The organism is Hydrogenophaga sp. NH-16, assembly GCF_004006415.1.
In the GTDB taxonomy this organism is placed as follows: domain Bacteria; phylum Pseudomonadota; class Gammaproteobacteria; order Burkholderiales; family Burkholderiaceae_C; genus Hydrogenophaga; species Hydrogenophaga pseudoflava.
In genome coordinates, this window is the sequence record NZ_CP029344.1 from 1758592 (window position 1) to 1784466 (window position 25875).

The following is a 25875-nucleotide window of genomic DNA, read 5'->3' on the forward strand; positions in this document are numbered from 1 at the left end:
CTGGCTCTACCGCGTCAGGGCTCGATGCCGGTGGCGGTGATCAGCACCGGGTAGTGCTTGATGCCCAGGCGGTGTGCCAGGTCGTCGCCCGAGGCCGGGGACAGCACCAGACCCGGCGCGAGGCGGCGCAGCGCGGCCAGTGCCTCGGGTGTTGCGACATTGACCACCAGGCCCACGGCGCGCTGCGCTTGCAGCTCCACGCGCCGCTGCTTGAGCCAGGCGCGCGAGCGGTCGTCGTCACCGACCAGGAACAGCGGCGTCAGGCTCGGCGCGCGGATCACGCGGCGCAGCTCGTCGCCCGGTGTGAGCCGCGCCGACCGCACGGGCAGCATGGCCGCCTCGGCTTCGGCAGGACCGCCGATGCGGGGTACTGGTTGCGGCGTGGCCGGTTGGCCTGGCTGCGTATCCTGCGGGTTCAAGGCCCGGTAGTACGGCAGCGCCGAGGTGCCGCCCTTGTCCTCGACCACGATCAGCGGCGGGGAACTGCTCTTGGTGGCGGGGCCGCGATCCTGCGCGTCGGCGGTGGCGGCCAGCAGCGCCGCGGTCGCGGCAAGGAGGATGCGGTTCATGGCATGGAACTCCGGGCAGAGGGAAGTGAAGCGCCCGGCCCGAGCACGCGGGTCAGGTGCTGGTGGACGCTGCGGCGGTAGCGGGCGGCCGGCGCACCGCCTGCGGGGCGGTGGTAGCGGCCGATGGCGACCAGCCAGTCCTCGCCCGGCGTGTGCTGCTCTTGCAGGATTTCCGCGGCGATGGCGAGGTTGCGGTAGGGGTCGAGCAGATCGCAGGGATGCGCGTAGCGGTGCGCGTGGTAGCCGAGGTTGACCTGACCGAGACCGGCGTCGATGCGATTGGCCGGCGTGCGTGCCAGCGCCCGGCGGATGCCTGCGCAGGCCTCGGCGCGTGTCGCGTAGCGTTCGGCGCGGCCGGCGACGTTGAGCGTCCACGGCCAGGGGATCAGCCGGCCGCGCAGCCGTGCGCCGCTCTCTTGCAGCGCCACCGCGTAGAGCACCGGCGACGGCACGCCCGCCTGCTGGGCGGCGAGCTGGTAGGCCGGTGGTGGCACTTCTTGGCCGAAGGCGATGGCGGCATGGGCGCTGAGGCCGAGGACCAGGGCCGCGCAGCCCGCGCGGTGGGTTACTGCCGCTGCCATTGGCCGTTGACCTCGCGCACCACGGCGGGCAGATCGCCGGGCAGGCCAAGCGACAGCCAGCGCCCGGCGTCATGGTTGAGCGTGATGGCGCGCGAGCGCACGCGGCCGGCGTCGATGCCAGCCTGCGTCGCCCATTGGCGGATGCGGGCGTCGTCCTGGCGGCTACCGACCATGTAGAGATCGAAGGCGGTGCCGGCCGCCTGCAACTGGCGCGCGCGCTGCTCGCACGGCGGACACTCGGCCTTCACGAAAACCGCCAGCCGGCCCGAACCCCGGTTGCCGGCGCCCGGCGCCTTCACGCCCGGCATGTCCACGCGCTGCTGGCCCGGATAGAGCCGCTTCCAGGCGGCGTCGTAGGCCCGCTGGTAGGCCAGCGTCTTGCCCACGCGCTTCGATTCCGCCTGCACCTGCAGCTCCGCATAGCGGTTGCGTTCCTCGTCGCTGCGCGCCTCGATGCCCAGGGCCGTGAGCGGATCGAGGTTCGGGGAATAGATGCCCAGCGGTCCCTGCATCACTTGCCGGTAGCGCGCCCATTCCTCCGGCCGCAGACCCCAATCACGCGCCAGGCGCTCGTCCAGCGCGGCGTCGGCGCTGTTCTGGACCTGGGCGGGAACCGTGCGCGAGGACGCAACCGGCGCCGACTGCGCCGAGGCAGCACCCGCGACGACAGTGAGGATGGCGGCAAGACCGATCGCGGCTGGTTTCATGGCCGGCTCCTACGGCAGCGCGATGCGCTGCGTCTGGCCGTCCACGCGGAACACGGCGGCGTGCGCCTCGATGACCTGTAATTGCCAGGCGCCGATGGCATCGCCTTCGCGCAGCAGTCGCAGTTCGCGCACGGCGGCCACACCCGGCGCCGCGATCGACAGGAAACGCTCGCCGCCGCGCAGTTCCAGGCCTGCCACGCTGAACGGCGGCTCCGGCGCCTTGGGCTTGACCGCCTCGGCGGTGCGCCGGGGCGCCGCGGCAGGTGTAGCGGCTTTCTTCAGGCGCGCCTCGATGTCGCCCATGCGGGCCTGCAGCGCCTGCAGGTCGCCGGCACGGTTGTCCGCGGTTTGGGCCTGCTCCACTTGCGACAGCCGTTCGTCAAGCGCCTTGCGGGCGGCCTCGAAGTCCGGTTGGGCGACGGGCTTGGGCTGGTTCTTCGAGGCTGCGGACTGCTGTTCGAGTTCAGCGACGCGCGTGTTGAGCGCCTGCACGTGGGCATCCTGGGCACTGGCCTGGCTTTGCTCGGCCAGGCGCGACAGGCCCACGCTGTTGACCACGGCCAGCACGCTCACGAGCAGCAGCCAGGCGGCCGCTGCGATCTTCAGCCAGCGCGCGCGGTCGGCGCCTTCGGCGGGAAGTTGCGGGATGTTCATGGCTGGGCCTCCTGGGGCTGCGCGGGTTCGGCTTCCGTCGTGCCGGGTGCGGGGACGGCGGCGACGCGGCCAGCGGAGTGCGCTGCCGTCACGCGCGTGAAGCACACCGCGCGCGAAGCGTCATCGACGGACAGTTCCCAGGCCGGGCCGGCGAGTGCCAGCAAGGCATCGCGCAGCGACAGCGGCCCGAGCCGCAGATGCGCCGCCGGCAGCGGCAGCGCGTACAGCGCCGCGGCCTCAGTCGTGTCGCAGAGCCGGTAGCCGGTGCGCAGCAGCACGTGCCGCAGGGCATCGCCGACGTTCGCATCGAAGGTCGGCGGAATCGAAACCTCGATCACCTGTTGCGTCAGGTCGCGCTGCGCCGGTTCCGGCACCAGCTCGACCAGCGTGTAGCGCCCGTAGCGGGCGACCGGGATCAGGGTCGGCTCGGGTTCCGGGTAGATGATCCTGGCCGACAAGACCGGCTCGGGCGGCACGGCAGTGGCCGTCGGGGCATTCGCCGCGCCGGTGGCGGCGCAGCCGGAGATGAGCACGCAGCCGACGAGCAAGGCGGGCACAACCAGGCGATGGGCGACGCAGGTGAGTGATTGCATGGTGCAGTTCCCTGGAACACGGAGCCCTCACCATCGCCGCCACAGAGCGTTCGGGCAGCAAACAAAGGGAACTGGCATGCGCCCGACTTCATGGCGTGGCGCAGTGGCGCAGAAAAAAGAAGCCGGCGCCCCGAAGGGCAGCCGGCATGGGTGGGTGGATCAGGCCGCGACGAGCTGCCGGGCCAGTGCCACCTCGACGGAATCACCGTCCTGGTTCAGCACGTCCAATCCCGATTCGGGCACGTCTCCCGACGTGCTCTGCGAGACCATGATCTTCCGTGCCATCAGCCCCAGGCAGGTCATCTGCGAGGAAGCCGCGTAGCCGAGGTAGATCATGCGAACCGGCTGCTTCTGGCCGATGCGCCACGAGCGCCGGGCCGCCTGCTGCAGGCTATAGACGTTGTAGCCCGACTGCATGAACACGATCGTCGGAAACTCCAACAGGTCCAGGCCGGTTTTCACCAGCTCGGGATTGGTGATCAGCACATCGATGCCGCGATCCAACTGCTCGGCGATCCAGTCCTCGCGGCGGGAGGCATCCACGCTCGCGCGCAGCACCGCCACCTTGAAGCCTTCCTGCTCCAGCAGCACCTTCAGGCGCGACGTGGTGTCGCGCGTGCCGGTGTAGACCGAATAGACCAGCGTCTTGCGACCCGCAGCCTTCTCCTGCTTGCAGATCTCGATCAGCTCGCGCTCCTTGGGCATCACCTCCAGCTCGTTGAACTGAGCCGGAACGAAGGCCAAGGTCTGGCGCGTGCGCGGGTGCACCACCGTCTCCGACCGGAAGCAGCAATCCGGCCAGGCCAGCAGCACGTTGAGGACCACGCCGAGCAGCGTCGTGTCGCGTTTCGCCAGCGCCTGCTTCAGCGCTGTGGTCAGCCGGCCCGACAGGTCGCGATAGGCCGCGGCTTGCGCCGTGTCCATCGCCACCTCGCGGAACTCCTCGTCGTAGGACGGCAGCACATTGCCGCCGATGTCCTTCAACTTCAGGAAGACCGTGAACGGCAGCACGCAACGCAGCACGCCTTTCGGGCCGAAGCCCGGCGCCTTGACCGTGCGCACCGAGACCTTGTTGCCCTTGGCCGTCTTGTGCGCCGTGCCCGTGCTCTCGGAATAGATGTCCTTGAGGACGCCGTGATCGCGCATGAACGCCATCGCGGCCGAGGTCATGCTGCCGCTCTTGGTCGGGCGGTAGCCGTCTTCGATCATTCGTCCCGGCAGGGCTCGGAACAGCAGGTGGAAAAGATCGTCGCCGTAGCCGCCCATCAGCGTGCCGGTGAGCAGCAAGGTCTTGCGCGCCTTCGCTGCGAGCACGCCCATGGCCTGGCCCTGGGCACTGCCGCCGTTCTTGTACTCGTGCGCCTCGTCGGCGATAAGCAGGTCGAACGTGCCTTGCGGCAGGTAGCGTTTGATGAACTCGGACGGCTGGTAGCCGCCCTCACCAAAGCCGAACTCCATGTTCGCCATCGCCCGCTCCATGCGGTGCGCCTGGCGATCCGAGAAGACCAGCTCGCCGTTGCCATCCATGAGGTTGATGAACTCGTGGATGTTGTCGCCGAGCATCGACGCCAGGAAGGAGTCGCCGAACTTGCGCATCAGCTTCTGCGCGGTGACTTCCCCGATGGTCGGGATGCGCTGCAAGGCTTTGAAGACGGCCGTGGACTGGTCGCTGGCGGACAGGCTCCTGGGTCGCATCAGCGTCCACAGCGGTGCGGCGCAATGGCTGCACCGGCGGCGGTAGTCCTCGGCTTCGAGTTCGACCGGGTTGATCGGCTCGCCGTCGAGGTTGGTGATGACCTGGCCGCAGTCCGGGCATGCGCCCACATCGCCGTGTCGCGTGCGCCGCACGTTGAAGACTGGCTTCCAGTGGAAACCCATGCGCATGCGCACACGGCCGAGCACGTAGAACTCCTGGCCGCGCACCGGCACGCCCAACTGCTCGCGCAGCTTGATGAGCTTGACCAGCGTGTCCGGGCCATTGAGCACCCAGACCTTCGCGCCGGCCACGGTCTCCTGAATTTCCCGGCGCCACTTGTAGACCAGGTGCGGGGGACTCAAGACGAGCGTGCGACGGTAGCCTTCGGCGTGCAGCACGGCCGCCGTGGCGATGCCAACGGTGGTCTTGCCGCAGCCCATTTCGCCATTGACGATCGCGGCGCGTTCGCCGCGGTCGGCCAGCAGCTCGGTGACGGCATGCACCACCTCGGCTTGCGCGCCGAACAGCTTGCGCTTGAGACTGGCCAGCACGAGCTGGCGATGCGGCCGGGCCTGGCCGGTGTAGACGGGAGGGTTGGCGCGGTTGAGCGAATCCAGCAGTTCGTCGCCGAATTCGGCAACGAAATCCTGAAGGCTCATCGCCAGTGGAGAAGCAGCCGCGTCGAGCAGGTCGCCCTGGACGGGCGTGCCATCGGCGGCGGGAACAACGTCGGTATCGAGGGACATGGTGATGCTCCAATGAAGATGGGGCATGCACCTCCCCCTGCGGGGCGATGGCATGCCCCGGGGTGGGAAGAGAAGAACGGCGCGAAGCCGCAGTGGAAGAACAGATCGACGGCGAACCGTCAGGGAACAGCGATCAGCGGATGGTCAACACCTCGCCGCAGGTCGGCGAGCCTGGTGTCATGTCCCAGGCACGGATGACCGGCACGAACTTGTCGGTCAGGATGCGCGTCTCGGCCACGGAGCCGTCGTCGCGTTCGGTGTATTCCGTCTGCAGCGTCTTCTCCTTGTGGGTGTCGCCCTTGACGACGAGCATGCGGCCCGTCTTGGACTTCACCACGCCGGAGATCGCGCCAGCAGCAAGCGCCAAGGCAAGATGCCAGTGCGACAAGGCCCGCGCCGGAGGCCGCAGCGATTGCTGTGCGGCGCCCAGGTGCGTATCGAGCGTCGGCCAGAGCCCTTGCAGCCGGCCGACTTCCTCGGCGAACTGCTCGGGTTCCATCGTCACGCGGTAGAAGTGCTCCGGCTCGGCCGGGCTGGCAGGCACCGTGTAAGGCAGGAACGGCCATTCGACTGGCAGTTCCTCGGCTTCGGCGTCGCCTTGCCCGATCTGCAGCAGCAGCGCGCGCGTGGCCTTGACCGAATCCGATGCCTGGTCGCGCTGACGAATACGGCGGCCGAAGATCACCACCTGCTTGAACTGCGCTTCCACCGCGCGGTAGATGCGCAGATCGGCGAAGTGCCGGGTCAGCCATCCGACCAGCTCGGCGTCGAGCACGTAGTGCGGCACGATGTAGATCAGCACGCCGCCGTATTGCAGCAGCGGCAGCGCCTTCTGATAGAACAGCTTTTCGAGCCGGGCGCGGCCCTGGCCCTGGTAGCCGACATTGCCGTTGGTGTCCTTGGACAGGTCGCCATACGGCGGGTTGAGCCACAGCAGGCCGAAGCTCTGCCGGCTGATCAGCGTGTCCATCAGGTCGCCGTGGATGCAGCGATCGACCAGTTGCCGGGCATGGCGTGCACGCTCGGCCTCGTACTCGACGGCAAAGGCCTGGACCTGCTCGCGCCCGAGGGCGTGCGCGGCTTCGGCGATCGCCACGCCTTCGCCGGCGCAGGGATCGATGATGCACAGCGGCCCGTTCGAGGATTCGGCGGGCGCCAGCGCGGCGAGTGCTCTTTCGAGCGTGGGTTCATCCGTGGGGAAGTACCCGTTCTTGACGAAGTTGCGGGCGAGCCGCGGGAACATGAGGGCCATGGGAATCTCCTGGCATTGAAGATGAAGGGATGCGGACATGCGCGCGTGCATGTCCGGTGAAGGAGCCTCAAGCCACCGCTTCGAGCGGTTGTGCCGAGGGGATGCGGCTGGCGGGCGTGCCGGCGACGAGCGCGCCGCTGCGGATCAGGCCGCCCAGCACCTGGGTCAGCGTCGGCACGTCGATGGCGAGCCGATGGCCTTCCAGAGCCCCGAGGGCGAACGGCAGGCGCGTCAGCATCGACTTCGCCTGCAGCAGTTCCAGCACGGGTTCGCGCCAGGGATCGAGAAGCGGCAGCGGGCAGGTGTCCCGCACCAGCTTCCACAGCCGGTCGAGCCGGTGCGTGGAATCGCGAGGCAGGAGCGCCAGCGCGCTGGCGTTGGCCTTGTCGGGCTTGACGCAGCGCCGGTCGAACAGCCAGATGTTGGTCAGCGAGCCGAACAGCGTGCGCCGGTAGGCGCGTGCGCTGCGCTTCTCCAGGTTCTCGACGTTGCCGACGAATACCGGGATGCTCGCGCCCTGCTCGGTGATGACGTGGAACTGATCCAGTCCCTGTTCGTCCCGGCCCAGGGTGAGGCGAGCCAGGAATTCCTGGACGGCGGTGTCGCGCGCCCAGAGGGAGATGAAGACCAGGTTGCCGTTCTCGTCACCGACGACGCCATCGGCCATCAGGTCGGGGCATTCGTCGATGCGATAGAGCGTCTTGGGGGAAGAAGGTGCAGGCATGGTGATGTCCTCGAAGTGAGCGGAGACAGCACCACCCGCGAGGGCAGTCACTGCCCCAGGGGGATGGAAGAAAACGCGGTGAGCGTCGTGGCGAAGAATCAGACCGTGCGTCGCAACGCACCGTAGCCTTGAAGGTCTGGGCTACCTGGGCATGTTGTCGGCAGCGCCGACGGACATGGGCGTAGCCTGCGCTCATGCGGGTGGTTTACGGCAGCGAAAATCCGCCGCGCAGCGCACCCCTGTTTGCCAGAGACTCACCCATCAAAGAAAAAAGCGGACCATGCCGCATGGACACGATCCGCTTGTGGGTCAGGCTTTGAGCTGGCGCAAGCCATCCGCGAGCAGCCACAGCGCCCGGTTGAGCCGGACGTTCTGGTCGATGCCCTGAACGGGGCGCGTGCGCTGCTGGCGCCCGTTGGCGGCGCGGCCGGCCAGGCCGCCTTTGACCAGGTTCTCCTGGATTCGGTTGAAGACCGACCACAGATCGGCGCAGTTGTCGTCGAAGCGACGGGGCCGCAGGATCTGGGTCTCCGTGATGGGCAATGCCTTGCCCGAATCGTCGTACTTGAGGGTCAGCGCCGATCTGGCGAAGACTTCGGCCTCGCCGTCGTCGAGCGTGATGACACGCATGGCGTCGCGCGAGTCCAGCACCCTCTCGAAGCCGTGCAGCACCTCGTAGGCGCCTTCGATCACGTGATCGGTGACGTTGCCCTTGTGAGGTACGCGCACGTCGGCGAACGTGTCGCCGCACACCAGCCCGTTCTGGCAGACGAAGCGGAACATGCCCGCCAGCATCTGGTAGCTGCTGGTGCCGTCGTGCGAATTGAGCAGGATGATCTCGTTCGCCTCGGCGCCGTTGATCTGGCTGGCGTGGCGAAGGCGCAGCATGTGCTTGGTGTATTCGCGGCGATCCTCGTGTCGCACGCGGGTCTGGCACACCATGAACGGCTGGAAACCTTCCTTGCGCAGTTCGGTCAGCACAGCCGCCGTGGGGATGTAGCTGTACCGTTCGGAGCGGCTTTCGTGCGGGGTGTCCGCGAAGATGGAAGGGGCCACGGTGCGAATCTGATCATCCGACAGCGGGTGACTTGAGCGCAGCACCGGGGAGCGATGAGCGAAGCGGGATGCAAGTTGCATGACGATCTCCTTGGGAAAAAAGAGACCGGAGCCCCGCCCCACCGGGGAGGAACCCCGGTGGGTGGTGGAATGCCGCGCAAGGCGGCGGTGGGAATCAGACCCTGGCGAGGTGCCAGTCCTGGGACAGCGGAGCGAACTCGTAGCCGAGATCACCGAGGCGGTCGCGCTGCTGACGCAGCACACGCCGATCCACGGTAGCATCGAGCTTGACGACATCGCCCAGCGGCCAGAGCGCGCCGAACAGCGTCGCGTCGCCGCCATCGTCTGCATCGGCCGAAGCCTCAGCAGATGCAGTCGCCGGTTCGCTGCCGAACGGCGTGGTATCGACCAGCGGGTCGCGCGGACTGCGCGCCTTCTTCCTGCCGGCCGCCTTGGGGGCGGTCGTTGCAGTCGGTGCGGCGGTCTGCGCTTCCTCGTCGATCGGATCGACTTCCTGCGGACTCAGCCGGCTGGCATCGTCGCGGCTCAGGGCGTCGATGTTGGACAAGGTCATCCCGCCCAGAAGGGCGCGAATCTCGATGACCATGCGGCCGTTAGCGGTGTACGTGGACGGGCGAATCTCGGCGATGGCGAAATCGCCCTCGTACTTGCCTTCGGCGTACTGGTCGAGTTCGGCGTTCTTCACGACGAACTCGCCGATGGAGGTCGCAAGGCGGCCGACGTTGAAGTCGCCGTTGCGGCCGTGGATGGTCTTGATGGCCAATTGGCCGGGAATGGTGATCATGAAGAACTCCTGCGGACGAAGCTGCGATCACGCACACGGCCGTCATGGCGACGGCGCGCGTGCGCACGCGAGTGGGAGAAGACAAGGCCCCGGGGAACGGGGCCTTGCGGATCAGAACGACTCGGCAACTTCCAATGCGGGGGCATCGGCAGCGGCTTCATCGGCAGCTTCGGCGGCGGGCCTGGAAGGCTCGGGCGCGGCGGCTTGCGGTTCGGCGGAAGTCGCGGGGACATCCGTGTTGCGCACGTCGCGGTCGTCGGCATCGGTCGGCTTGGGCTCGGCCTTGTAAACGAGCTTGCCATCGACCTTGATCCAACTGACGAACAGCAGGCGGGCCTTGAGGCTCACCCCCTGCTCGCCGGCACGCTTGCCCTTGGAGTAGGTGAAGGTGTCGGCCCACAGGTCGCCCAGGCGGAAGCCGATCATCACCTTCTTCTCGGCATCGACCGCTTGGATGCAGCGGCGCACCAGGTGCTGCGCTTCGGAGCCCGAGACGCGCGTGTCGAAACGCACGTAGGCAACGTCATCGCTGGGGCCGTTGAGCGCCGCGATGTCGCAGGCCAGGAACGCATCGCCTTTCTTGGGCTTCACTTCGCGGATGCGATTGAGATACCCGAGGCCGGTGATGTGCAGGTCGAAGAAAGACTTTTCGGTGGAAGTGGTCATGGTGAATCTCCTCAGAACAAAGAGGCGGAGACACACCCGACCCAAGGCGGGGAAGGTGTGGAACCCCCGCGTGGGTTGAAGGAACAGCTTGGGTGGCATCACCATCGGGAGAACCGATGGCCGTTCGCGCTGGGATGCCGGAGCGAACTGGTTGATCAACGCGGTCGGAACCGCGTCGCAGTCTTGAAGATCGAGACTGCCTGGGCATGCTGCTGACGGGTGTCAGCGGAACATGGCGGCAGCGTGGCGCCAGACGCGCGCCCGCGCGAGCGGTAATCGGCATCTGCGGCTGTCCGCATTGGCGCCGAGCGCCAGGCTCGCCTCTACGGCGCCTCCCACAGCAGCTTGGGCACGCGCAGCGCCTCGGGCGTGTCCCGCCGCGGCCGGCGCGCACGGTTCCAGTTGCCGCCGCCGCGCTGTCCGACCAGGCGCCAGCCGGCCGCCCGCAGGCTGGCGCCGCCCTCGGCCGGCAGCGTGTAGGTGATCAGGCGCGTGTAGCCCAGCGCGCGTGCCGCGCGGCCAGCAGCCGCATAGAGCTTGCTGCAGGCATTGGCCGTGCCATCGGTGCACAGCCGCGTGACTTCGAGCGTCCAGCCGTCATCGAGGTGCCGCGCCACCGGGCGGCCCGCGATCACCACGCCGACGATGCGGCTTGGCATCGCATCGCCGTCGCCCAGCGTGACCGCCAGGCTGAACTTGCCGCCTTGCACAGGACGGTGATGCCGGTGGTGTTCTTGCACGAAGGCGTTGGCCGCGCGCAGCGACAGCGGCCTCACGGCGAACCGCGGCGGCACGGCCCGCGCGTCAGTCGCCGCAGAAGCAGGCCATGGGTTCTTCGGCGGCATCGAACAGGTCGCGTTGGTCGGCCGCAAAGCGCGCCAGGTCGGCGTAGCTCGGACCATCGTTGCGGAAGCGCGCGCCGCTGGGGCGGCTGGCGAGGTTCAGCGACTCCATGCGTATCCACCACACCGCGGCCTCGGGTCTGGCCTTGATGAGTGCCAGGCGCTGGCCGCGGGGTTTGAGGAAACACAGGTCGCAGTTGCCTTCGAGCGTGCGGCCGTTGACGGTCAGCAGCTCCAGGTCGAAGGGCTGCGCCTGCCAGAAGGCGGACACGTCGCGCACGGTCACGCCGGCCTCGGCCAGCGGCATGCACATGGTTTCGTGGGTAGATTCGGTGGAATGGCCGCGCGCCCTGATCTTGGCGACGCGCCGCTGTTCGTCCGCGCGGATGCCGATGAACTGGTCCCAATCGGTCCAGCCCTGCCGCCGCAGGAAGCGGTGCATCGTCCTGATCTTCAGGGCACTGGTGCAGCCACGAGCCACGGGATTCGGCAGGTACTGCCGCTTGCGGATCAGCGCCTCGAAAGGTTCCCCCTTACGGCTGGCGGTATCGAAGTCCACCACCGCGAAGCCCGGTTCTGTCGGCCGGTATTCAAGCCAGTGGATGGGCACCTGCCAATGCTTGGCGCAGCCGCGCACAAAGCGCAGCGTGGCTTCGACCTCCTTGCCGGTGTTGGCGAAGCAGACCACCGTGTCGGCCGGCAAGCCGCCATTGGCCTGCAGCACGCGCCAGAGCATGTACGCGCTGGTGCGCCCGCCGCTGAAACTGATGCAGGTGGGGGATTCGATTCGGAACGGGTCGCGCATACGGGCTGTCTCCAGTCGGTGGCCCCGGCGGATGCCGGTGGGCGGCCCCGATCGGGGCTGGAGACAAGCGCGTGCGCGCGGCTGCGGCCGTGGCACAAAAGAAGAAGCCTCCGTGAGGAGGCTTGAAGGGCTGGCGGTCAGTGGCCGGACTGTGCCGGCGGCACCACCTGCAACGACAGGTGTGTAGCGGTGGCCGAGACTTCGAGGTTATCCTCGCTGTGCAGAAGCCGCGCGAACACGCCATCGTGCAAATCGAAGAACTCGCCGAAGTCGTCGCCGCCGAACTCGGCGCGCGCCAGTTCCCACCAGTCGTCGAACGGATCGGCGTCCGGGTTGCAGCCAACGGCGTAGGCGATGGTCTTGCGTCGCCCATCGGGCCGACGCTCGCCGCATTCGGCCATGAAATAGACGCCCTGGTCCTTGACCAGGATGACGCGGCACTGGTTGGCCAGCGCCTCGGTCAGCACGGGCCGCAAATCGGCGGCCTTGAATCGAACAGTCATGGAAGTGATCTCCAGCGGATGCAAGAAGAAGGCTTCCCGCCGCGAGGACGGGAAGCCGCATGGGGACGCAGAGGGGTCAGTGCGAGACCGGCTTGCTGCCAGACAGGCGCTGCACGCGGATGAGGCGCCAGGTGCCGTCGTCGATCAGCCGCTCCAGCGTCTGGCCCAGGGTGTCGAAGAACACTTCATCGACCCGCTCGACCAGTTCGCCGTCGCGGCGCAGTTCCACCGCGTAGAGATCGAGGCCGCGCTCGTAGAGCACGGTGACGCGCCCTTGGAACTTCGCCGAGGCGACCGTGAAGCCGATGGCCGGCGGCGTGGCGATGATGTTGCTGGGGCTCGGATCGACCACCGTGAAGTCCCGCGCGCCGGCATCCACCAGCAGGTGGGTGACGCGCCGGAAGCCATCGGGTGCAGGCAACTGCTCCAGTTGGTGGACCAGTTCCTGCAGCTCGGGGCACTGCGGCGCGGGGATCGGCAGCTTGGCCGGCGCGGAGCCGAGGATGAGCCGCTTCACCGTGTACGGCTGGCCGCCGGCGGTGAACTCGGTGCTCTCCTCGGGTGTGTCCGCGCGCAGGCCGTCGAAGCGGCGCCGCGCATACGGTTCGACCTGCACCTTGGCGCCTTCGTCGGGCACGTCGGTGACGAGCGCCTTGTCGAGCACGGCGAACTCGGCCCGCCCCGTCTTGACGACGATGGCCTCGTCGGTGGTGGCGATGACCTTGCCCTCGAAAGGCTTGGGATCGACGTGGAAGCCCAGCGTCGAAACCTTGGGCTGACCATCGAAGATGTTGAACTTGAAGCTGCGGACGTTGGAAGGCACGTGGCCGCGAACCAGCGTCGGCATCTGTGCACGGATGGCTTGGGTATCCATTGGGAAGCTCCTTGTGGCAATCCAAGGAACTCCCGCCCGCAAGGGAGGTGTGTCCCTTGGAGTGAGGTGGATGGACGCGACATGCGCCCCGGGAAGGAAAAACAACCAGCGCGGCGAACCGCACCGCAGCCTCGAAGGTCTCGACTGCCTGGGCATGCTTGCCGGCAACTCCAGCGAACATGCGATCAGCGTGCGGCAGACGCAGGCCAGCGTCGCGAGGGAATCGGCACTGCGCCGCCACCGACTTCCCCCAAAAAAACGAGCCCCGCGTGGAGGCTCGTGAGGTGGTGTCAGTCGTCGTAGATCGGCAGTCCGTCCAGCACCTGCGCATCGGCATCGAAGACCAGCATGCGCACGTCGGCGAGCGCGGCCAGGTGCAGCACCTGCATCAAGGATTCCGGCATGCCCTTCTTGCGGTGCTCCTGCATCAGCCGCTTGGCAGTGATGCCTTCGACCGCGCGCAGGTTCTCGTCGGTCCAGGGCGTGGCGATCAGCTTCAATCCGATGGCCGGGCTGTACGGGATGCGGAAGGCGATGAACAGGAACAGCGTCGGCGTGGCGATGTCCGCCAGCTCGGCGAGGAAGCGATGAGCCTCGGTGTCGAGGTGCCCGCTGCTGATCTCCCAGCACCGGCTGTAGAAGCCGGTTTCATAGCGCAGGCGCCGCACTACCTCGCGTGCGGCTTCGTCGGAGTAGGTATCGCCGACGTGCAGCGGCTTGCCTTCTTCCTGGGCCATGACGGCGTAGACCACGTTGCGGGCGAGCCCGTGGCTGGGGCATTGCGCCTGCAATTCATCGGGGACCGCCTGGTCCTCGGTAATCAGCACGAAGTCGTCCGAGAAGATGCAGGCCCGCCGTTCGAGCTGGCTGTCCGGCAGATTCGACTGCGAAGGATGCAGCGGCAGGTAGGTCAGCGGGCAATCGTCGTCGTAGGAGATGGCAATCAGCCGCTGGACGGACAGGCCGTCGTAGCCACGGACAAAGGGATTGTTGTTCGAGTAGGACATGGGATTTCTCCAGCAGAGGATGGCCGAGGCAATCCCCTGCTGGGGATTGAACCCCAGCGGGTGGATAAAGTGGCAGCCGGTCAGCCGGCAGCGACGGAGGACGGGTCGGTGAGCAGGCGGTCAGCGACGGTTCTGCGCAGGCGTGCGCGAACCTGGTCGTCGGTGATGGCCGCCAGTAGCGCCAGCGTTTCGTTGGCAATTCGGTTGGCCGCCGCCGCAAGGTCGCCGGCCAGGATTGCGGTGCGCAGTTCCGCGCCGAGTTGCAGCGCATGCGTGGATTCGCTCGATACCGTCAGCTCGCGGCTGATGAAGCAACCATGCCCGCCGAACTCGAAAAGCCGTGGGCGGCTGCAACGCCAGCATCCTTCGAGCTGGATGGCGACCAGGTGATGGCCGTCGTCGAAGCACGTGGCGATCAGGAACAGCGCGTCGAGGTCTGCGCTGCCCTCAAACGGGTGGTGCTCGATGAGATTGGCGAGGTCTTGGTTCTGGTCGGCGCCGAAGTGCGGGGCGATCAGGTCGATAAGGGCAGGCATCGACAGTTCGGCGTCACGGTCTTCGCCATCCTCGCCTTCGGCGTCGTCCGGTGCGGGCAGATCGAGCTGAGCGGCCAGCGTCAGCAGACCGTCGAGCACGTCGCTCCATTGCGGATCGTTGATCTCGGCGAGGCGAGCGATATAAGCCCTCCCGTTGCCGGGATAGCTCGCATCGAGGCGAAAGGCGCCGAACAGCGCGGAGATGACCGGCGTCACCCGGTCGAGAATGAGGACGCCGGTGGCGTCGGAGTAGGTGTTGGCCATGAAGGACTCCTTGCGATGAAAGGCGCGGAGCCCTCGCCCCTGGCGGACGAAGGCATCCGCAGGGACATCCCGAGGCCGCAAGGGCTCCGGGTGGAAGGAGGGACATGGCCCCTGGCGGGACGCATGTCCCTCGTGGGGTCGGAAGAAAAGAACGTCGGTGCGCCGCAGCGCGGCTCACCAGCCGTTGTAGTTGAGCGTCAGGTCGGCGATGACCTTGCGCCGTTCCAGATCGAGGCCGCCCAGGTCGGACAGACCCTCGAAGCCGCAACGCTTGAGCATCGCGCCGCCCTCGCGGGCGTTGTAGAAGCTCACCATCGCGGACAGGAACATCCGCTGGCCGCTACTCAGGACGCCGAGGGCGTCGTTGAGCATCAGCAGCTTGGGCCGCAGATCCCACTTGGTGGTGGCACGCTGCAGGCCGTCGCGGGTGCCGTCGCCAAACCATTCGGCACCGGCGATGTTGACGCCGCGCTTCCACGCCTCGAAGAAGGCTTGGGGCGCGGCGGCGAAGTGCTGGTGTTCCAGCTCGATCTGATCAAGTACCTCTTGAGGCAGGGCACGGTTCATGACATGGGCTCCAGGTGTTTGGAATCACGGGTTGAGGCGCTGCTGCCAGCGGCCCGTTTTCAGGGCGTGGTCGGCGGCGTGGTGCGAGCGGAAGTAGCTGACCGACTCGCGCGAGACCGGGCCGTCCGCATCGGCGGTGCCGATGTAGTGGCCGGCTGCGCTGCAAAGCACCTGCAGGGGCAGGCGCTTGCCGACGTAGGCCAGGGCCTGGTAGCCGATGGATTCGGCGCGGGCCTGTTCAGCGCTCAAGAGCGCCGATGCGAACGCAAGGGACATGGTTTTCTCCTGGTGGTTGAAAGACCGGGAGCACCACGCCCTGACGGGAGCGGATACCTCCCGAAGGGTTGAACATCGAAAGCACCCGCGTCGTGGCGACGCGCGTCCGCGGTGGTCGGTGCGAAGCGGACTGGATCGGTCAACGCGGCGAACCGCGTTGCAGCCTTGAAGACCGGAGCTGCCAGGGCATGGTGCTGACGACCGTCAGCGACACATGCGGGAAGGATGGAAGCGCGGCAGCGCGCCGTCGCCGATCAAACAGAACCGCCCGCCGTCCGGTTTGCCCCGAGTGCTGGTGCAGGAACCGATGCACGATCCGTCTGCCCACGACAAAGGCGCCGAAGCCCCGCAAGGCTTCGGCTGAGAGGAATCAATCCACCTGTGGGCTGCAAGCAGGCCAGGCCGTCGTCAAAGCCATTCGCTGCGTCAGCAATCTCACCCGGCCCGTTTCGTGGCTGGGGCCGGCATCCTCTGGCGTGTATCCACACACAAAGGGAACCCGTTTTTTCACCGGCGGGCACCGGCACCGAATACCGTCGACCGCAAGCGGTCTCCTGGCACCTCGCAGCCTTGCGGGCCAAGGCGTCAGGAGACCGCTCGCGGATGGACGCGAACACCTCGATCAGCGGAACCGCGTCGAGCGCGATTCGATGGAGCAATGACCTTCTCGCCCTGTGGCCGTCTCGGGCCAGCAGGACGCGCACACCGTTGCAGAAGGGAACGCGCGCTGGGGAATCCCGCGGGGTGCGGGAGGTTTGCCCCGCCGTCGGCAGCAGCCGGCGTGGCAGAGGGAGACGTGAGCGTCAGTTCGCCTTGGGGCGCCGACGCGCTGTGCTGGAGGTGCGGCCGGATGCACCGCGCTTGCCTGCCGCGGCATCTTCGATCGGCAGCGTGCCCTTGCAGTCCGGGTAGCGGCTGCAGGACCAGAACGCACCGCTCTTGCCGCTGCGCTGGCGCATCGGGGCGCCGCACTGCGGGCAGTTCGGCGCGGGCGGCAGCTTGAGGTCGAGCGTGGCGCCGCGGTACTGCTGCACGAGCTGGGCGACCCAGCTCGATTGCTTGTCGATGAAAGTGTCCAGCGTCATCTGGCCGGCCTCGATCATGTCCAGTGCCTGCTCCCACACCGCCGTGGTGCCCGGGTCGGCGATGGCCGCCGGCACCGCGTCGATCAACGTGAAGGCCGCATCCGACGCGCGGATGGCGCGGCCCTTCTTCAAGAGATAACTGCGGGCCAGCAGCCCGCTGATGATGTTGGCGCGCGTGGCCTCGGTGCCGATGCCCGTGGTGTCCTTCAGCTTCTGCTTCAGGCGCGGGTCGGTCACGAGCTTGGCGACGCCCTTCATGGCCTTGACCAGCTCGCCCTGCGTGTAGGGCTTGGGCGGCAGCGTCTTCAATGCCTTCAGTTCGACCTGGCCGACCTGGCAGGAAGTTCCAGCCGGTAGCGCCGGCAACACCTGGCCGCGCTGCGTGTCCTCGCCGTCACCGTCTTCGGGCTCCGGCGCCGCCAGCACCTGGCGCCATCCGGCCACCGCGATCTGCTTGCCGACCGCGACCAGCGACTGGCCGCCGCACGTGAGCTGCGCCACCGTCCGGTCGAACTCGTGATGCGGCAGGAACTGCGCGAGGTAGTGGGCGCGGATCAGCCGGTAGACGGCCAGCTCCTTGTCGCTCATCGCCGAGAGGTTCGCAGGCTCCAGCGTGGGGATGATGCCGTGGTGCGCCGTGACCTTGCCGTCGTTCCAGGCCCGCGAACGCTGGTTGCGGTCCAGGCGGTCGATCAGCGGCCGCAGGCTGGGGTCGGTCTTGACCAGACTGTCGAGTACGGCCGGCACCTCGGCCAGCATGCTCTCGGGCAGGTAGCCCGAATCCGAGCGCGGATACGTCGTCGCCTTGTGCGTCTCGTACAGCGCCTGGACAATGTCCAGCGTCTCCTGCACGTCGAGGCCCAATTGCTTGGAACACACCTCCTGCAAGGTGCCGAGGTCGAACGGCAGCGGCGGGCCTTCGCGCACGCGCTCGGTCTCCACCGACAGCACCTGGGCGGCGCCGGCCGCGCGCAGGCGTTCCGCGGCCTGCTGCGCCACCGGCTGCTGCAAGCAGCGGCCGGCGTCGTCGGTGCTGCCCTGCGGCGGCGTCCAGGTGGCGACGAAGGACTGGCCCGCATGCGACAGCGCCACCTCGATGGCCCAGAACGGCACGGAGACGAAGCGCGCAATCTCGCGATCACGGTCCACCACCAGCTTGAGCGTCGGCGTCTGTACCCGCCCGACCGACAGCACGCCGTTGTAGCCGGCCTGCCGGCCCAGCAGCGTGAACAGCCGGCTCAGGTTCATCCCCATCAACCAGTCGGCACGCGATCGGGCGAGCGCGGAGAAATACAGCGGCAGGGTCTCGGCCGAGGGCTTCAGCGCGCCCAGTGCCTTGCGGATGGACGCATCGTTGAGCGCCGACAGCCACAGCCGCTGGATCGGGCCGCGGTAGCCGCACAGCTCGATGATCTCGCGGGCGATCATCTCGCCTTCGCGGTCGGCATCGGTCGCGATCACCAGCTCGCCCGCCTTGGCGACGAGCTGCTGCACGACCTTGAACTGCGCTGCGGTCGCCGCCTTGGGCTCGACACGCCAGCTTCGGGGAAGAATGGGCAGTTGCTCGATGGCCCAGCGCTTGTACTGTTCGCCGTAGCCTTCGGGCGGAACCGCCTCGACCAGATGACCGATGCACCAGGTCACGACGACACCCGTACCGCTGTAGCAGCCGTTGCCGCGTTGACCGGCGCCCAGCACACGGGCGATGTCCTTGCCCTGGGACGGCTTCTCGCACAGGAACACGCGCATGAAGCCTCCTTGGAAGTGTGCGGTTCATCGGATGGCCCCAGCTTGGCCGGGCCAGCGGATGACGGCAGCAAGGAAGCCGATCAGCGCAGACACCGCTTTGTGATCGGCAGGCGATGCGTTGCCGCAGCGGCATGCGCAAAGCCGCAACGGCTGGCGCAGCGGGAGCGTCGTTTCGGGAGGGCGGCTGGAATTCGGTGGAACACCCTGGAGCTATCCCCTGGGGATAGCTGTGCATGGCGGGCGTCTGACGGTTGCTACAGCCGCCCCCTGCGGGGGAGTCAGCCCTTGGCCTTGGTTTCCTTTGGCGCCTTCGTCCCCTTGGCCTCCTTCGGCGGCGGTACTGCGGCCTCGGGTTCCAGCGTCCTGGCGCTGAGGGTCACGGCCTGGATGCGGTACGGCAGAATGCCGATGCGGCGGGCCTCGATCTTGAAGGTCGTGCGCTCGTTGTCGTCGGCGTCCTCCCACTCGTCCTTCACCGTGCGGCCTTCCACCAGCACGCGCATCCTCGGCTGGTACAACTTCTGCCAGTGCTCGGCGTCGCGGTGCCACAGTTCCACCGGCGCCCAGAAGCCGCCGCGGTCCTCGTACTCGCCGTCCTTCCGTGGGATCGGGTTGTCGAAGTAGACGTTCAGGCGCAGCAGCCGGCGCGGCTCGTCGTTGCCGTTGGGGAATTCGCGGTAGTCCGGCGCAGAACCGATGTTGCCCTCGCCGACGAAGTGCGTGCTCATGGTGACTCCTTGGGGGTGGTGGATGGAACGGACGCGGCATGCCCGTGGACACGTCGCAGGTAAGCCGCTTCGGCCTGCGCGGCCTTGCTGGCGCACTCCTGGGCCTGGCGGCCCAGCGTGTGAAGGAGGCTGATCTGCATGTTCAAAGCGATGCGCTGCAGCTCCATCGCGTACAGGTCGTCGATCAGCGAGGCCGGCGTCGCCGGGCGGTCGAGCAGCGATTCCCACAGCGCCACGCCCATGGAAGAACGGTCGTGGTTGCGCCAGCGCAGGAAGGTCGTGCCTGCGCCAGTGGTCTGCTGGGCCAGTTGCACGTCGAGCAACGTGAAGGGATAGGCCCGCGCCTGTTGCAGCACGCGCCGCTGCGCCAGGCCGATCAAGTCGTCGCGCAGCGCCGTGCATTGGTTGGCCCAGGTCTCCAGACTCCCCTTACCTTTAAAAGGCTGTAAAAGGCCTTTTAGGTAGGGGCCGTGTTCCAGGCGCTGGAAGTCCGCCTGTTCCAGCGGCAGGAAGCGCGCCGGTTGGCCGGTGGAAGACGATGCCGTCATGCCTTGGCGCCTTCGCCGTCCAGATCGTCGTCCGTCACGTCGGCTGCGCCAGCGCTGGGTGCGGCATCGGGGGCTGCACCCTGCTTGCCCGCCCGCCGCGCGATCGGTGGCGCAAAGCGCGAGCGGCGCGTGCCTTCGAGCACGTCCTGCGGCAACTCGCCGAACTTCTCCAGCGCCGCCCGCGCCACTGCGTTCTTCGAGGCGAAGTCGTCGCGCGTCGCGCCGGAGTAGCGGTACTGCTGTGCCAGCGAGAACAGGCTGCGCAGCGCGTGCGCGCCGTCGTTGAGCCAGCGTTCCAGCGTGCTGCGGTCGATCAGTGCGGTGTGATGCGCGAGGATCAGCTTGCGCGCCAGGTCGTCGTAATCGGCCAGCAGGTACACCGCCATGAAGCCGAGCTGCGCATTGACGAACAGCGGCAGCTTCACCGGCTGCACGTTCATGTTCTCGCCCAGGGTCAGCGCGGGCGGCACGTCGGCCAGCGCCTGGTCCACCTGCTCGCGCAGCGCCTGCAAGCTGGCCTTGGTCTGCGTCAGCTTGTCCTCGATGCGCAGCATCCAGAAATCCGAGTAGGGATCGTCCTGCTCGGCGCCGCGCTTCATCTTGTTCATCACGCTGATGTAGCCGTTCAGGCCAATGATCCCGGGCCGGCCCTCGGTGGGCGTTCGGCCATGCCAGATGCGTGAAGCGTGGTGGGTGTGCAGCGTCAGCGACATCGCGCTGCGCAGCGATCCGAGATTCAACTGCAGGGGCTGCTGGGATTCGTTGGCCATGGTGACGACTCGCGGTAAGGGAACGAGCCGCCAGCATCGGCATCGCCCGGAAGGGCGTCAGTCAACAAACCGCAGCGGGTGCGCTCCCGGTTGTCGTTCGGGAAGGCCGCGTGTTCCGTCTATCCCCAGGGGATAGCTGCCATCGCAAGCGATGAAGACGGCGAGTGAACCGGATGGCGCGGAAGGCTGCGTGTTCCATCTATCCCCTGGGAATAGGTCCGCACCGGGCTGCGACGATGTGACGCATGACAGCACCGAAGCCGATGGCTGGAAGGCTTCGTGTCCCAGCTATCCCCTGGGGATAGCTGCTCAGGAATCGCCAAGCGTCGAACGCAGCTTCGCCAGGTAGGCCCGCGCCGCCTCGCGACCGGGGCCGTTCGGCGCAGGCGGTGGCGGTGCAGAGGGCGCCGGTGCGGCAGGACGTGGCGGCGATGACGGCGCAGGCGGCGTCGATGCCGAACCAGCTTCGCCGGCCCAGGCCTTGAACTCGCCGCGGATCGCCTTCTGGACGATGCCGAACAGGTAGCCGGCCGGGTTGCGCACCGCGCTGTTGCGGCAGCGTGCATCCCATTCGTCCAGCACCGCCTGCCGCAGCGACTCGTCCACCTGCTGCAAGGCCACCATCGCGCCGCTTTGCTGCTCGTCCTTCAAGCGCAGCAGGCGCTCGGGCAGGCGCAGGTGCTGCAACGCCTTCGCGCGCGGTACTGTACGTACTTGATTTATACGATCCATACGTACAGTACGGTCCTCCTTCGGATTCCGAAGTGAGCCGTCTGGCGCGGGTTTCAGCCCTGCTTCGGATTCCGAAGACGGGCCATCGAGATTCCGAAGCAGGCCGTCCTGGCCTTCTTCGGATTCGTGATCCACAGGCGCTTGTGGATAACTCGCGTCCGCCCATTTGTTGCGCGCCATGCGCTGTGCCAGCACCTGCAGCCGCGTGGGCAGCGTGCGGCCGTTGAGCATCGGGTCTTCGGCGATCTCGCGCAGGGTGTTCATGCCGACGATCTGCACCGCCTTCGCCGCATGGGTCAGCGCCTGGCTGACCAAGCCGAGGTAGTCGGGGTCGAGCTGCATCGCCTCGAAGGGTGTCAGCGGTTCGTCGTGCAGCACGTAGAGGTTGCCCAGGATGCGCCCGGTCTTCGGGTCGCGGCGTCGTCGCACCAGGCTCAGCCAGCGCGTCAGCCGCAGCAGCGTCAAGGCGCGCGCCACGGTCTCGTGCGAGGCCTGCGCCGCGCACGGCATCGAAGCGAGATAGGGCCGGAGCTGGTCGTAGGTCGGGAACGCCGTCACGCCGTCGCTCTGGAGCTGCAGGCGGAACACCTGCCAGGCGTTGCGCTCCAGCGGCGTCAGGCGCCGGTCGAGGAACAGCGCGCGCGGCACGCTCTCGTGCCGGTTGCCGCTGTAGAGGAAGCCGTCGCTGACCGGCGCGGCCAGCGATGCAGCAGCAGCGCCGCGCGGGGCTGGTGGTGTCGGTGGTGCCGGTGGCACTAGTTCCCGCAGCGCGTCGTCGAACAGTGCCGACAGCGCCACGGGGCCATCGCGCCGGGGTGCGCCGCCGGTCGCCATGGCCTACACCAGCCCCTGGTCGATCCAGTTGCGTATCGCCGACCAGATCACCGACATCGGCAGGTTCAAGGTCTCGGCCAGGTCCATGGTCATCGCCAGCATCGCCACCTCGTCGTTCAGCGCGATGCCGCGCTCCATGACGCTGGCCTTCCACTGCTTCCACAGCGCCGTGTCCTGCGCTTCATCCAACACCGGATGCCGTCCCTTGCGTTTGGGCAGGCCGAGGATGTCGCGGCGCAGGGCCACCTCCTGGTGCGTAAGCCCGTAGAAGCGGCTGACCATCTCTGTGCTGGCGCCCAGGCGCAGCATGCGGTCGACCGTCGCGATCTCTCGCTCCACGTCGTGCACTTGGCTCAGCAGCCGCTTCAGCACATCGCGGTTCACCGACACCGAACACCACGACACTGTGGCGTTGACCAGCATGCTCACGAGTTCGGGGTGCTTGAGCGCGTCCAGCTCCTCCTCGCCGAAGCCCATCGCCTTGCAGCGCCGCAGTTGCCCATTGCGCAGGTCGTGCAGCGCCTGTGCGATGACGGCCTGGTTGAGCGGATGCGGTGCCGACATGATGGCCTCCGCTCAGGCGCCGTGGCCGGGGTTGCTGGAGGCCGCGCCGGTCTCCAGATCCAGCAGCCGGCGCGCCAGGCGCAGCAGCCGGAACAGCTTTACCAGCCCGGCATCGCTCAGGCGCGGATATGCGCCGCCGCCATGCAGCAAGGCCGCCAGGTCGTCGGCCAGCCGGGCGCCATCGAAGCCGGCGGCGGGTCGGGGCGCGGCGCACAGCGCATGCAGCAAGGTCAGCACCGCACACGCGAACGGAGGCAATGCGCGCACCGCCGGGGGCGCCACGCAGACGAAGCCGATGCCGCCTTCGCTGGGTTCGACCTGCCCGGCCACGTCGGCTTCCTCGGCGATCTCGCGCGCGAACTGCGCGATGTGCACCCGCAGCCGATCCGGCACATCCAGGCCGGGCTCGATGTACCAGACATCCGAGATGGGGTAGAGCCCGCCCGCTTGCACAGGGATCGCGCGCAGCGCGTCGGCCTCGAAGTCGGGCAGCTTGTCGCCCATCTGATCGGCCACCATGCGCTGGATGGATTGCAGGCGTTCGGTGGTCGGGGCCGGGGACACGATGTGACCCTGCAGGCGCTCGTCACCCTGCTTCATGCCCTTGTCGCTGGCGGCCGGCGTGGAACCGGCCTGCGGAGCCTGGCCAGGGCCAGGCTCCGACGACTGCACCGAGGGGCCGGTCGGCGGCGAAGGCGGTGACGGTGGTCGCGGTGGCTCGGCCGAAGGCCCGACCGGCACCGCAGGTCTTGCCGCCTGCAGCGGCGCAGGATCGCTGGTCAATGCGCGCTGCCGGCTCTCGCTGTCGTCGATTTCCAGGCTCAGCGTGTCGTAGTCCGCTCCCAGCGGCTCGGCCATCTGGCCGACCAGCTCGTCCTGCACCCGCTGCGGTGAGAAGTTGTCGGGCTGCGTGTCGAACTGCGCCAGCACGTCCTGGAACAGCGTAGCGAAGTCCATCGACAGGTTGCGCCCCAGGGCACGCCGCTCCCAGGTGCGTTCGCAGGCCTTGCGCAGCACCGCGAGCCGTTCCACCTGATGCCGGCCGAGCCCGCCGTACAGCAGCGTGGGGATCGCCGGGAGCAGGTAGTGCACGGCGTCCTGCATGCGGCTGATGTGCGACTGTGGCAGCGGGAACCCATCGGCCGTGAGCCGCCGCGCCAGCTCGCTCTGCGACAGCGCCTGGCCGCTTTCCTGCTCGTAGAACTCGCGCGCCTTCTCCACGCCCAAGGCCCGCTCGATGAAGCTCAGCCCGCCGCGCAGCTCGTTCTCGGCCAGGTGCCCGGTCAGCATCACCACTTCGCCGCGCTGCGGCCACGGGCGGAACAGACAGGGGATGCGGAAGAACCGTTCGTCCTTGGTCTCGCTCCACAGCTCGCGCAGGATCGCCAGGCGCGTGTTGCCGCCGTTGCGGATGATGTAGTGCGGTTCGCCGGGCCGGCGCGTGATCGCGGGCGGCGCATCCAGCCCGCGTTCGCGGATCGAGGCCTTGATGTCCTCGTAGGCCGGGTTGCGCGTCACGCGCGGGTCGTGGTCGTAGGGGCGCAACTGGTCCAGCGTCACCACCATCGGCGTGTCGGCGATGGGGTCGCTCAAGGTTGCGGCCGAAGGGCCGTTGCGCTCGAAGCCCGAGGCCAGCAGCTTGGCGGCCATGTCCTGCGGCGTCAGGTCAGCCACGGCCGTTCTCCTGAGATGCTGCAACACCCTGGGCCGCCTGTCGGTCGGCGCGGCGAAGCTGCGCACGGGCGTTGCGCTCCGCGCGGTGGTCGCTCGCCGTCGAACTGGTGTAGATCGGCGCGCAGCCTTGCTCCGTGAACAGCAGGTGCCCGCCGCGGGTGCGCACCACCTTCCAACCTTCGCCCAGGGCGAACTCGATCAGCCCTCGCAGCCGCTTGTGGCCGCGGGCCATGTCATGTGCGCTGACCATGGCCGGCCCCTCCCGTATCGCCTCGGCCGGTGACGAGCGCAAAGCGATCCTGCCATGCCGGGAACAGCTCGCCGGCCAGCGCGCGCATGGTCTCCAATGCGGCGGGTGCCGTGCGGCCCGCCGGTTGGCGGTACTCCACCCGATGCACCGGCAGGCCCCGCGTCGCGGCGCGCGGATAGGCTTCGATCGCCGGCACGTCGGTGTCCAGCACGCGCACGCCGGGCTGCTCCTGGAATACCTGCCGCAGCGCCTGCTGGATCAGCCGCGCATTGGACGACACCTGATGCACGCGGTTGATGAGCAGGTGCAGCGGCGGCGGTTCGATGCCGAGGTGGCGGTACGGCGCGATGTCCTCGATGAGTTGCAGCGTGCCGCGCCGCAGCTCGCGCGCCGCCAGGATTTCCGGCGTCACCGGCGACAGCGCCAGGTTCGAGGCCAGCACCGCCATCTCCAGCAGCACGCTGCGCGCGCCCTGGGTGTCGATCAGCAGCAGGTCGTAGCGCGGCGCCAGCGTGGGCAGCAGGTGGCGCAGCCGCAATCTGCCATCGGGCGCGTGCAGCAGCAACGTGTTCAGCTCGCCGCGGTCGTCGTTCGACAGCACCAGGTCAAGCCGCTCGATCGCGGTGTGCGACACCAGTTGCTCGGCGCGCTGCTCGTTATAGGCCAGCATCTCGTAGATGCCGGCCGGCGCGCGTTCGGCCAGCGTGAAGTAGCTCGACAGCGTGGGCTGCACGTCCAGGTCCAGCAACAGCACGCGCAGCCCGGCGTCGGCCGCGAAGCCGCCCAGGTTGGCCGCCGTCGTGGTCTTGCCCACGCCGCCCTTGGTCGAAATGATGGACACCACCTGCATGGGCTTCTCCCGGTTGAATGGCATGTACCGAGGAAAAGCGTCAGGCGCGCTCGTTGAGGCGATCGGCGATCCATTGCTCGACCTCCACCGAGTCCCAGCCCACGGCGCGCACGCCCAGGCGAAGCGCCTTGGGGAACTTGCCTTCTTTCATCAGGCTGTAGATGTGCGCGCGCTTGAAGCCGGTTTTGGCCTCGACTTCGGCGCGGCGCAGGATGCGGTGCTCGGCCGGCACTGCCGGCTCGGTGGTCTGCGAAGACATGAGAGACACTCCTTGACGCTCACTGGCGCTGTTCGGAAAGTGCCTCGTATTCAATACACCGCGGTCGCCGAAATCACTGCAATTGCAGAAGCAGCGACTGCAATTGCAG

The 25875-nt window shown here is 67.8% G+C and carries 29 protein-coding genes; all 29 read right to left on the reverse strand.

Going from position 1 to position 25875, the window contains the following annotated elements; genetic code table 11:
• Positions 1–14: 14 nt before the first annotated feature.
• The 29 genes from DD542_RS08545 to DD542_RS08685 all read right to left on the reverse strand — a co-directional run bounded on the left by DD542_RS08545 (position 15) and on the right by DD542_RS08685 (position 25766).
• Positions 15–569 (reverse strand): integrating conjugative element protein, encoded by a 555-nt coding sequence (locus tag DD542_RS08545; RefSeq protein ID WP_127805072.1) that lies wholly within the window; start codon positions 567–569, stop codon positions 15–17.
• A complete protein-coding gene (locus tag DD542_RS08550) occupies positions 566–1150 on the reverse strand; it encodes a transglycosylase SLT domain-containing protein (protein ID WP_127805074.1) in 585 nt (194 codons plus the stop codon). Before DD542_RS08550 ends, DD542_RS08545 begins: the two co-directional genes overlap by 4 nt.
• Positions 1135–1857 carry a TIGR03759 family integrating conjugative element protein gene (locus DD542_RS08555; RefSeq protein WP_127805076.1) on the reverse strand — a complete coding sequence of 241 codons (723 nt, stop codon included), beginning with the start codon at positions 1855–1857 and terminating at the stop codon, positions 1135–1137. Before DD542_RS08555 ends, DD542_RS08550 begins: the two co-directional genes overlap by 16 nt.
• A 9-nt stretch (positions 1858–1866) precedes the next feature.
• The gene (locus DD542_RS08560) at positions 1867–2511 is read right to left on the reverse strand and encodes a hypothetical protein (RefSeq protein WP_127805078.1); all 645 of its coding nucleotides are present in this window, start codon (positions 2509–2511) and stop codon (positions 1867–1869) included.
• A complete protein-coding gene (locus DD542_RS08565; protein ID WP_127805080.1) occupies positions 2508–3104 on the reverse strand; it encodes a PilL N-terminal domain-containing protein in 597 nt (198 codons plus the stop codon). The genes DD542_RS08560 and DD542_RS08565 overlap by 4 nt, the downstream gene beginning before the upstream one ends.
• Before the next feature lie 159 nt (positions 3105–3263).
• Complete coding sequence (locus tag DD542_RS08570; RefSeq protein ID WP_127805082.1) at positions 3264–5546, reverse strand: helicase-related protein; 2283 nt, start codon at positions 5544–5546, stop codon at positions 3264–3266.
• A gap of 133 nt (positions 5547–5679) precedes the next feature.
• Positions 5680–6798, reverse strand: coding sequence for a DUF6094 domain-containing protein (locus tag DD542_RS08575; RefSeq protein ID WP_127805084.1), 1119 nt, complete (start codon positions 6796–6798; stop codon positions 5680–5682).
• Positions 6799–6865: 67 nt separating this feature from the next.
• Positions 6866–7522 (reverse strand): hypothetical protein, encoded by a 657-nt coding sequence (locus DD542_RS08580; RefSeq protein WP_006410653.1) that lies wholly within the window; start codon positions 7520–7522, stop codon positions 6866–6868.
• A gap of 309 nt (positions 7523–7831) precedes the next feature.
• Positions 7832–8659 (reverse strand): DUF932 domain-containing protein, encoded by an 828-nt coding sequence (locus DD542_RS08585; RefSeq protein WP_127805086.1) that lies wholly within the window; start codon positions 8657–8659, stop codon positions 7832–7834.
• A gap of 94 nt (positions 8660–8753) precedes the next feature.
• The gene (locus DD542_RS08590; RefSeq protein WP_127805088.1) at positions 8754–9383 is read right to left on the reverse strand and encodes a DUF3275 family protein; all 630 of its coding nucleotides are present in this window, start codon (positions 9381–9383) and stop codon (positions 8754–8756) included.
• 111 nt (positions 9384–9494) lie between these two features.
• Positions 9495–10049 carry an STY4534 family ICE replication protein gene (locus DD542_RS08595; protein WP_006410650.1) on the reverse strand — a complete coding sequence of 185 codons (555 nt, stop codon included), beginning with the start codon at positions 10047–10049 and terminating at the stop codon, positions 9495–9497.
• Between the two features lie 323 nt (positions 10050–10372).
• On the reverse strand, positions 10373–10843 hold the full coding sequence (locus tag DD542_RS08600) for an XF1762 family protein (RefSeq protein ID WP_241559728.1): 471 nt from the start codon (positions 10841–10843) through the stop codon (positions 10373–10375).
• Positions 10844–10853: 10 nt separating this feature from the next.
• On the reverse strand, positions 10854–11696 hold the full coding sequence (locus tag DD542_RS08605) for a phosphoadenosine phosphosulfate reductase family protein (RefSeq protein ID WP_127805092.1): 843 nt from the start codon (positions 11694–11696) through the stop codon (positions 10854–10856).
• Positions 11697–11833: 137 nt separating this feature from the next.
• Positions 11834–12199 (reverse strand): DUF3085 domain-containing protein, encoded by a 366-nt coding sequence (locus tag DD542_RS08610; RefSeq protein ID WP_127805094.1) that lies wholly within the window; start codon positions 12197–12199, stop codon positions 11834–11836.
• A 76-nt stretch (positions 12200–12275) separates the two neighbouring features.
• The gene (locus DD542_RS08615; protein ID WP_127805096.1) at positions 12276–13073 is read right to left on the reverse strand and encodes a GTPase; all 798 of its coding nucleotides are present in this window, start codon (positions 13071–13073) and stop codon (positions 12276–12278) included.
• A gap of 290 nt (positions 13074–13363) precedes the next feature.
• The gene (locus tag DD542_RS08620; RefSeq protein ID WP_127805098.1) at positions 13364–14080 is read right to left on the reverse strand and encodes an ABC transporter substrate-binding protein; all 717 of its coding nucleotides are present in this window, start codon (positions 14078–14080) and stop codon (positions 13364–13366) included.
• Between the two features lie 80 nt (positions 14081–14160).
• Positions 14161–14880 (reverse strand): hypothetical protein, encoded by a 720-nt coding sequence (locus tag DD542_RS08625; RefSeq protein ID WP_127805100.1) that lies wholly within the window; start codon positions 14878–14880, stop codon positions 14161–14163.
• Positions 14881–15054: 174 nt separating this feature from the next.
• Positions 15055–15447 carry a hypothetical protein gene (locus DD542_RS08630; protein ID WP_127805102.1) on the reverse strand — a complete coding sequence of 131 codons (393 nt, stop codon included), beginning with the start codon at positions 15445–15447 and terminating at the stop codon, positions 15055–15057.
• 24 nt (positions 15448–15471) lie between these two features.
• The gene (locus tag DD542_RS08635) at positions 15472–15723 is read right to left on the reverse strand and encodes a hypothetical protein (protein ID WP_069352951.1); all 252 of its coding nucleotides are present in this window, start codon (positions 15721–15723) and stop codon (positions 15472–15474) included.
• An 803-nt stretch (positions 15724–16526) separates the two neighbouring features.
• Positions 16527–18557: a DNA topoisomerase III gene (locus DD542_RS08640; protein WP_127805104.1), complete on the reverse strand. Its 2031-nt coding sequence runs from the start codon at positions 18555–18557 to the stop codon at positions 16527–16529.
• A 278-nt stretch (positions 18558–18835) separates the two neighbouring features.
• Positions 18836–19285, reverse strand: a complete 450-nt coding sequence (locus tag DD542_RS08645; protein ID WP_127805106.1) for a single-stranded DNA-binding protein — start codon at positions 19283–19285, stop codon at positions 18836–18838.
• On the reverse strand, positions 19282–19833 hold the full coding sequence (locus DD542_RS08650; protein ID WP_006410647.1) for a DUF3158 family protein: 552 nt from the start codon (positions 19831–19833) through the stop codon (positions 19282–19284). Before DD542_RS08650 ends, DD542_RS08645 begins: the two co-directional genes overlap by 4 nt.
• Positions 19830–20603 (reverse strand): PFL_4669 family integrating conjugative element protein, encoded by a 774-nt coding sequence (locus tag DD542_RS08655; RefSeq protein WP_127805108.1) that lies wholly within the window; start codon positions 20601–20603, stop codon positions 19830–19832. Before DD542_RS08655 ends, DD542_RS08650 begins: the two co-directional genes overlap by 4 nt.
• Before the next feature lie 309 nt (positions 20604–20912).
• Positions 20913–22169: an STY4528 family pathogenicity island replication protein gene (locus DD542_RS08660; protein ID WP_127805110.1), complete on the reverse strand. Its 1257-nt coding sequence runs from the start codon at positions 22167–22169 to the stop codon at positions 20913–20915.
• 3 nt (positions 22170–22172) lie between these two features.
• On the reverse strand, positions 22173–22733 hold the full coding sequence (locus DD542_RS08665) for a DUF2857 domain-containing protein (RefSeq protein WP_127805112.1): 561 nt from the start codon (positions 22731–22733) through the stop codon (positions 22173–22175).
• 12 nt (positions 22734–22745) lie between these two features.
• Entirely contained in the window at positions 22746–24407 is a 1662-nt protein-coding gene (locus DD542_RS08670) for a ParB family protein (RefSeq protein WP_127805114.1), read from the reverse strand.
• Positions 24400–24657 carry a type II toxin-antitoxin system HicA family toxin gene (locus DD542_RS08675; protein ID WP_127805116.1) on the reverse strand — a complete coding sequence of 86 codons (258 nt, stop codon included), beginning with the start codon at positions 24655–24657 and terminating at the stop codon, positions 24400–24402. Before DD542_RS08675 ends, DD542_RS08670 begins: the two co-directional genes overlap by 8 nt.
• Positions 24641–25507: a ParA family protein gene (locus tag DD542_RS08680; RefSeq protein ID WP_127807332.1), complete on the reverse strand. Its 867-nt coding sequence runs from the start codon at positions 25505–25507 to the stop codon at positions 24641–24643. The genes DD542_RS08675 and DD542_RS08680 overlap by 17 nt, the downstream gene beginning before the upstream one ends.
• A 40-nt stretch (positions 25508–25547) precedes the next feature.
• Positions 25548–25766, reverse strand: a complete 219-nt coding sequence (locus tag DD542_RS08685; RefSeq protein ID WP_127805118.1) for an AlpA family transcriptional regulator — start codon at positions 25764–25766, stop codon at positions 25548–25550.
• Positions 25767–25875: the final 109 nt, after the last annotated feature.

Excerpts from the sequence above, each read along its gene's own strand:
- DD542_RS08550 (WP_127805074.1), bottom strand. The coding sequence starts at position 1,150 with ATGGCAGCGGCAGTAACCCACCGCGCGGGCTGCGCGGCCCTGGTCCTC.
- DD542_RS08635 (WP_069352951.1), bottom strand. The coding sequence starts at position 15,723 with ATGTCCCTTGCGTTCGCATCGGCGCTCTTGAGCGCTGAACAGGCCCGC.
- DD542_RS08580 (WP_006410653.1), bottom strand. The coding sequence starts at position 7,522 with ATGCCTGCACCTTCTTCCCCCAAGACGCTCTATCGCATCGACGAATGC.
- DD542_RS08565 (WP_127805080.1), bottom strand. The coding sequence starts at position 3,104 with ATGCAATCACTCACCTGCGTCGCCCATCGCCTGGTTGTGCCCGCCTTG.
- DD542_RS08570 (WP_127805082.1), bottom strand. The coding sequence starts at position 5,546 with ATGTCCCTCGATACCGACGTTGTTCCCGCCGCCGATGGCACGCCCGTC.
- DD542_RS08575 (WP_127805084.1), bottom strand. The coding sequence starts at position 6,798 with ATGGCCCTCATGTTCCCGCGGCTCGCCCGCAACTTCGTCAAGAACGGG.
- DD542_RS08675 (WP_127805116.1), bottom strand. The coding sequence starts at position 24,657 with ATGGTCAGCGCACATGACATGGCCCGCGGCCACAAGCGGCTGCGAGGG.
- DD542_RS08655 (WP_127805108.1), bottom strand. The coding sequence starts at position 20,603 with ATGGCCAACGAATCCCAGCAGCCCCTGCAGTTGAATCTCGGATCGCTG.
- DD542_RS08660 (WP_127805110.1), bottom strand. The coding sequence starts at position 22,169 with ATGGCGACCGGCGGCGCACCCCGGCGCGATGGCCCCGTGGCGCTGTCG.
- DD542_RS08615 (WP_127805096.1), bottom strand. The coding sequence starts at position 13,073 with ATGGATACCCAAGCCATCCGTGCACAGATGCCGACGCTGGTTCGCGGC.
- DD542_RS08685 (WP_127805118.1), bottom strand. The coding sequence starts at position 25,766 with ATGTCTTCGCAGACCACCGAGCCGGCAGTGCCGGCCGAGCACCGCATC.
- DD542_RS08560 (WP_127805078.1), bottom strand. The coding sequence starts at position 2,511 with ATGAACATCCCGCAACTTCCCGCCGAAGGCGCCGACCGCGCGCGCTGG.
- DD542_RS08680 (WP_127807332.1), bottom strand. The coding sequence starts at position 25,507 with ATGCAGGTGGTGTCCATCATTTCGACCAAGGGCGGCGTGGGCAAGACC.
- DD542_RS08610 (WP_127805094.1), bottom strand. The coding sequence starts at position 12,199 with ATGACTGTTCGATTCAAGGCCGCCGATTTGCGGCCCGTGCTGACCGAG.
- DD542_RS08645 (WP_127805106.1), bottom strand. The coding sequence starts at position 19,285 with ATGAGCACGCACTTCGTCGGCGAGGGCAACATCGGTTCTGCGCCGGAC.
- DD542_RS08640 (WP_127805104.1), bottom strand. The coding sequence starts at position 18,557 with ATGCGCGTGTTCCTGTGCGAGAAGCCGTCCCAGGGCAAGGACATCGCC.
- DD542_RS08545 (WP_127805072.1), bottom strand. The coding sequence starts at position 569 with ATGAACCGCATCCTCCTTGCCGCGACCGCGGCGCTGCTGGCCGCCACC.
- DD542_RS08585 (WP_127805086.1), bottom strand. The coding sequence starts at position 8,659 with ATGCAACTTGCATCCCGCTTCGCTCATCGCTCCCCGGTGCTGCGCTCA.
- DD542_RS08630 (WP_127805102.1), bottom strand. The coding sequence starts at position 15,447 with ATGAACCGTGCCCTGCCTCAAGAGGTACTTGATCAGATCGAGCTGGAA.
- DD542_RS08665 (WP_127805112.1), bottom strand. The coding sequence starts at position 22,733 with ATGTCGGCACCGCATCCGCTCAACCAGGCCGTCATCGCACAGGCGCTG.
- DD542_RS08605 (WP_127805092.1), bottom strand. The coding sequence starts at position 11,696 with ATGCGCGACCCGTTCCGAATCGAATCCCCCACCTGCATCAGTTTCAGC.
- DD542_RS08590 (WP_127805088.1), bottom strand. The coding sequence starts at position 9,383 with ATGATCACCATTCCCGGCCAATTGGCCATCAAGACCATCCACGGCCGC.
- DD542_RS08595 (WP_006410650.1), bottom strand. The coding sequence starts at position 10,049 with ATGACCACTTCCACCGAAAAGTCTTTCTTCGACCTGCACATCACCGGC.
- DD542_RS08555 (WP_127805076.1), bottom strand. The coding sequence starts at position 1,857 with ATGAAACCAGCCGCGATCGGTCTTGCCGCCATCCTCACTGTCGTCGCG.
- DD542_RS08650 (WP_006410647.1), bottom strand. The coding sequence starts at position 19,833 with ATGACGGCATCGTCTTCCACCGGCCAACCGGCGCGCTTCCTGCCGCTG.
- DD542_RS08620 (WP_127805098.1), bottom strand. The coding sequence starts at position 14,080 with ATGTCCTACTCGAACAACAATCCCTTTGTCCGTGGCTACGACGGCCTG.
- DD542_RS08625 (WP_127805100.1), bottom strand. The coding sequence starts at position 14,880 with ATGGCCAACACCTACTCCGACGCCACCGGCGTCCTCATTCTCGACCGG.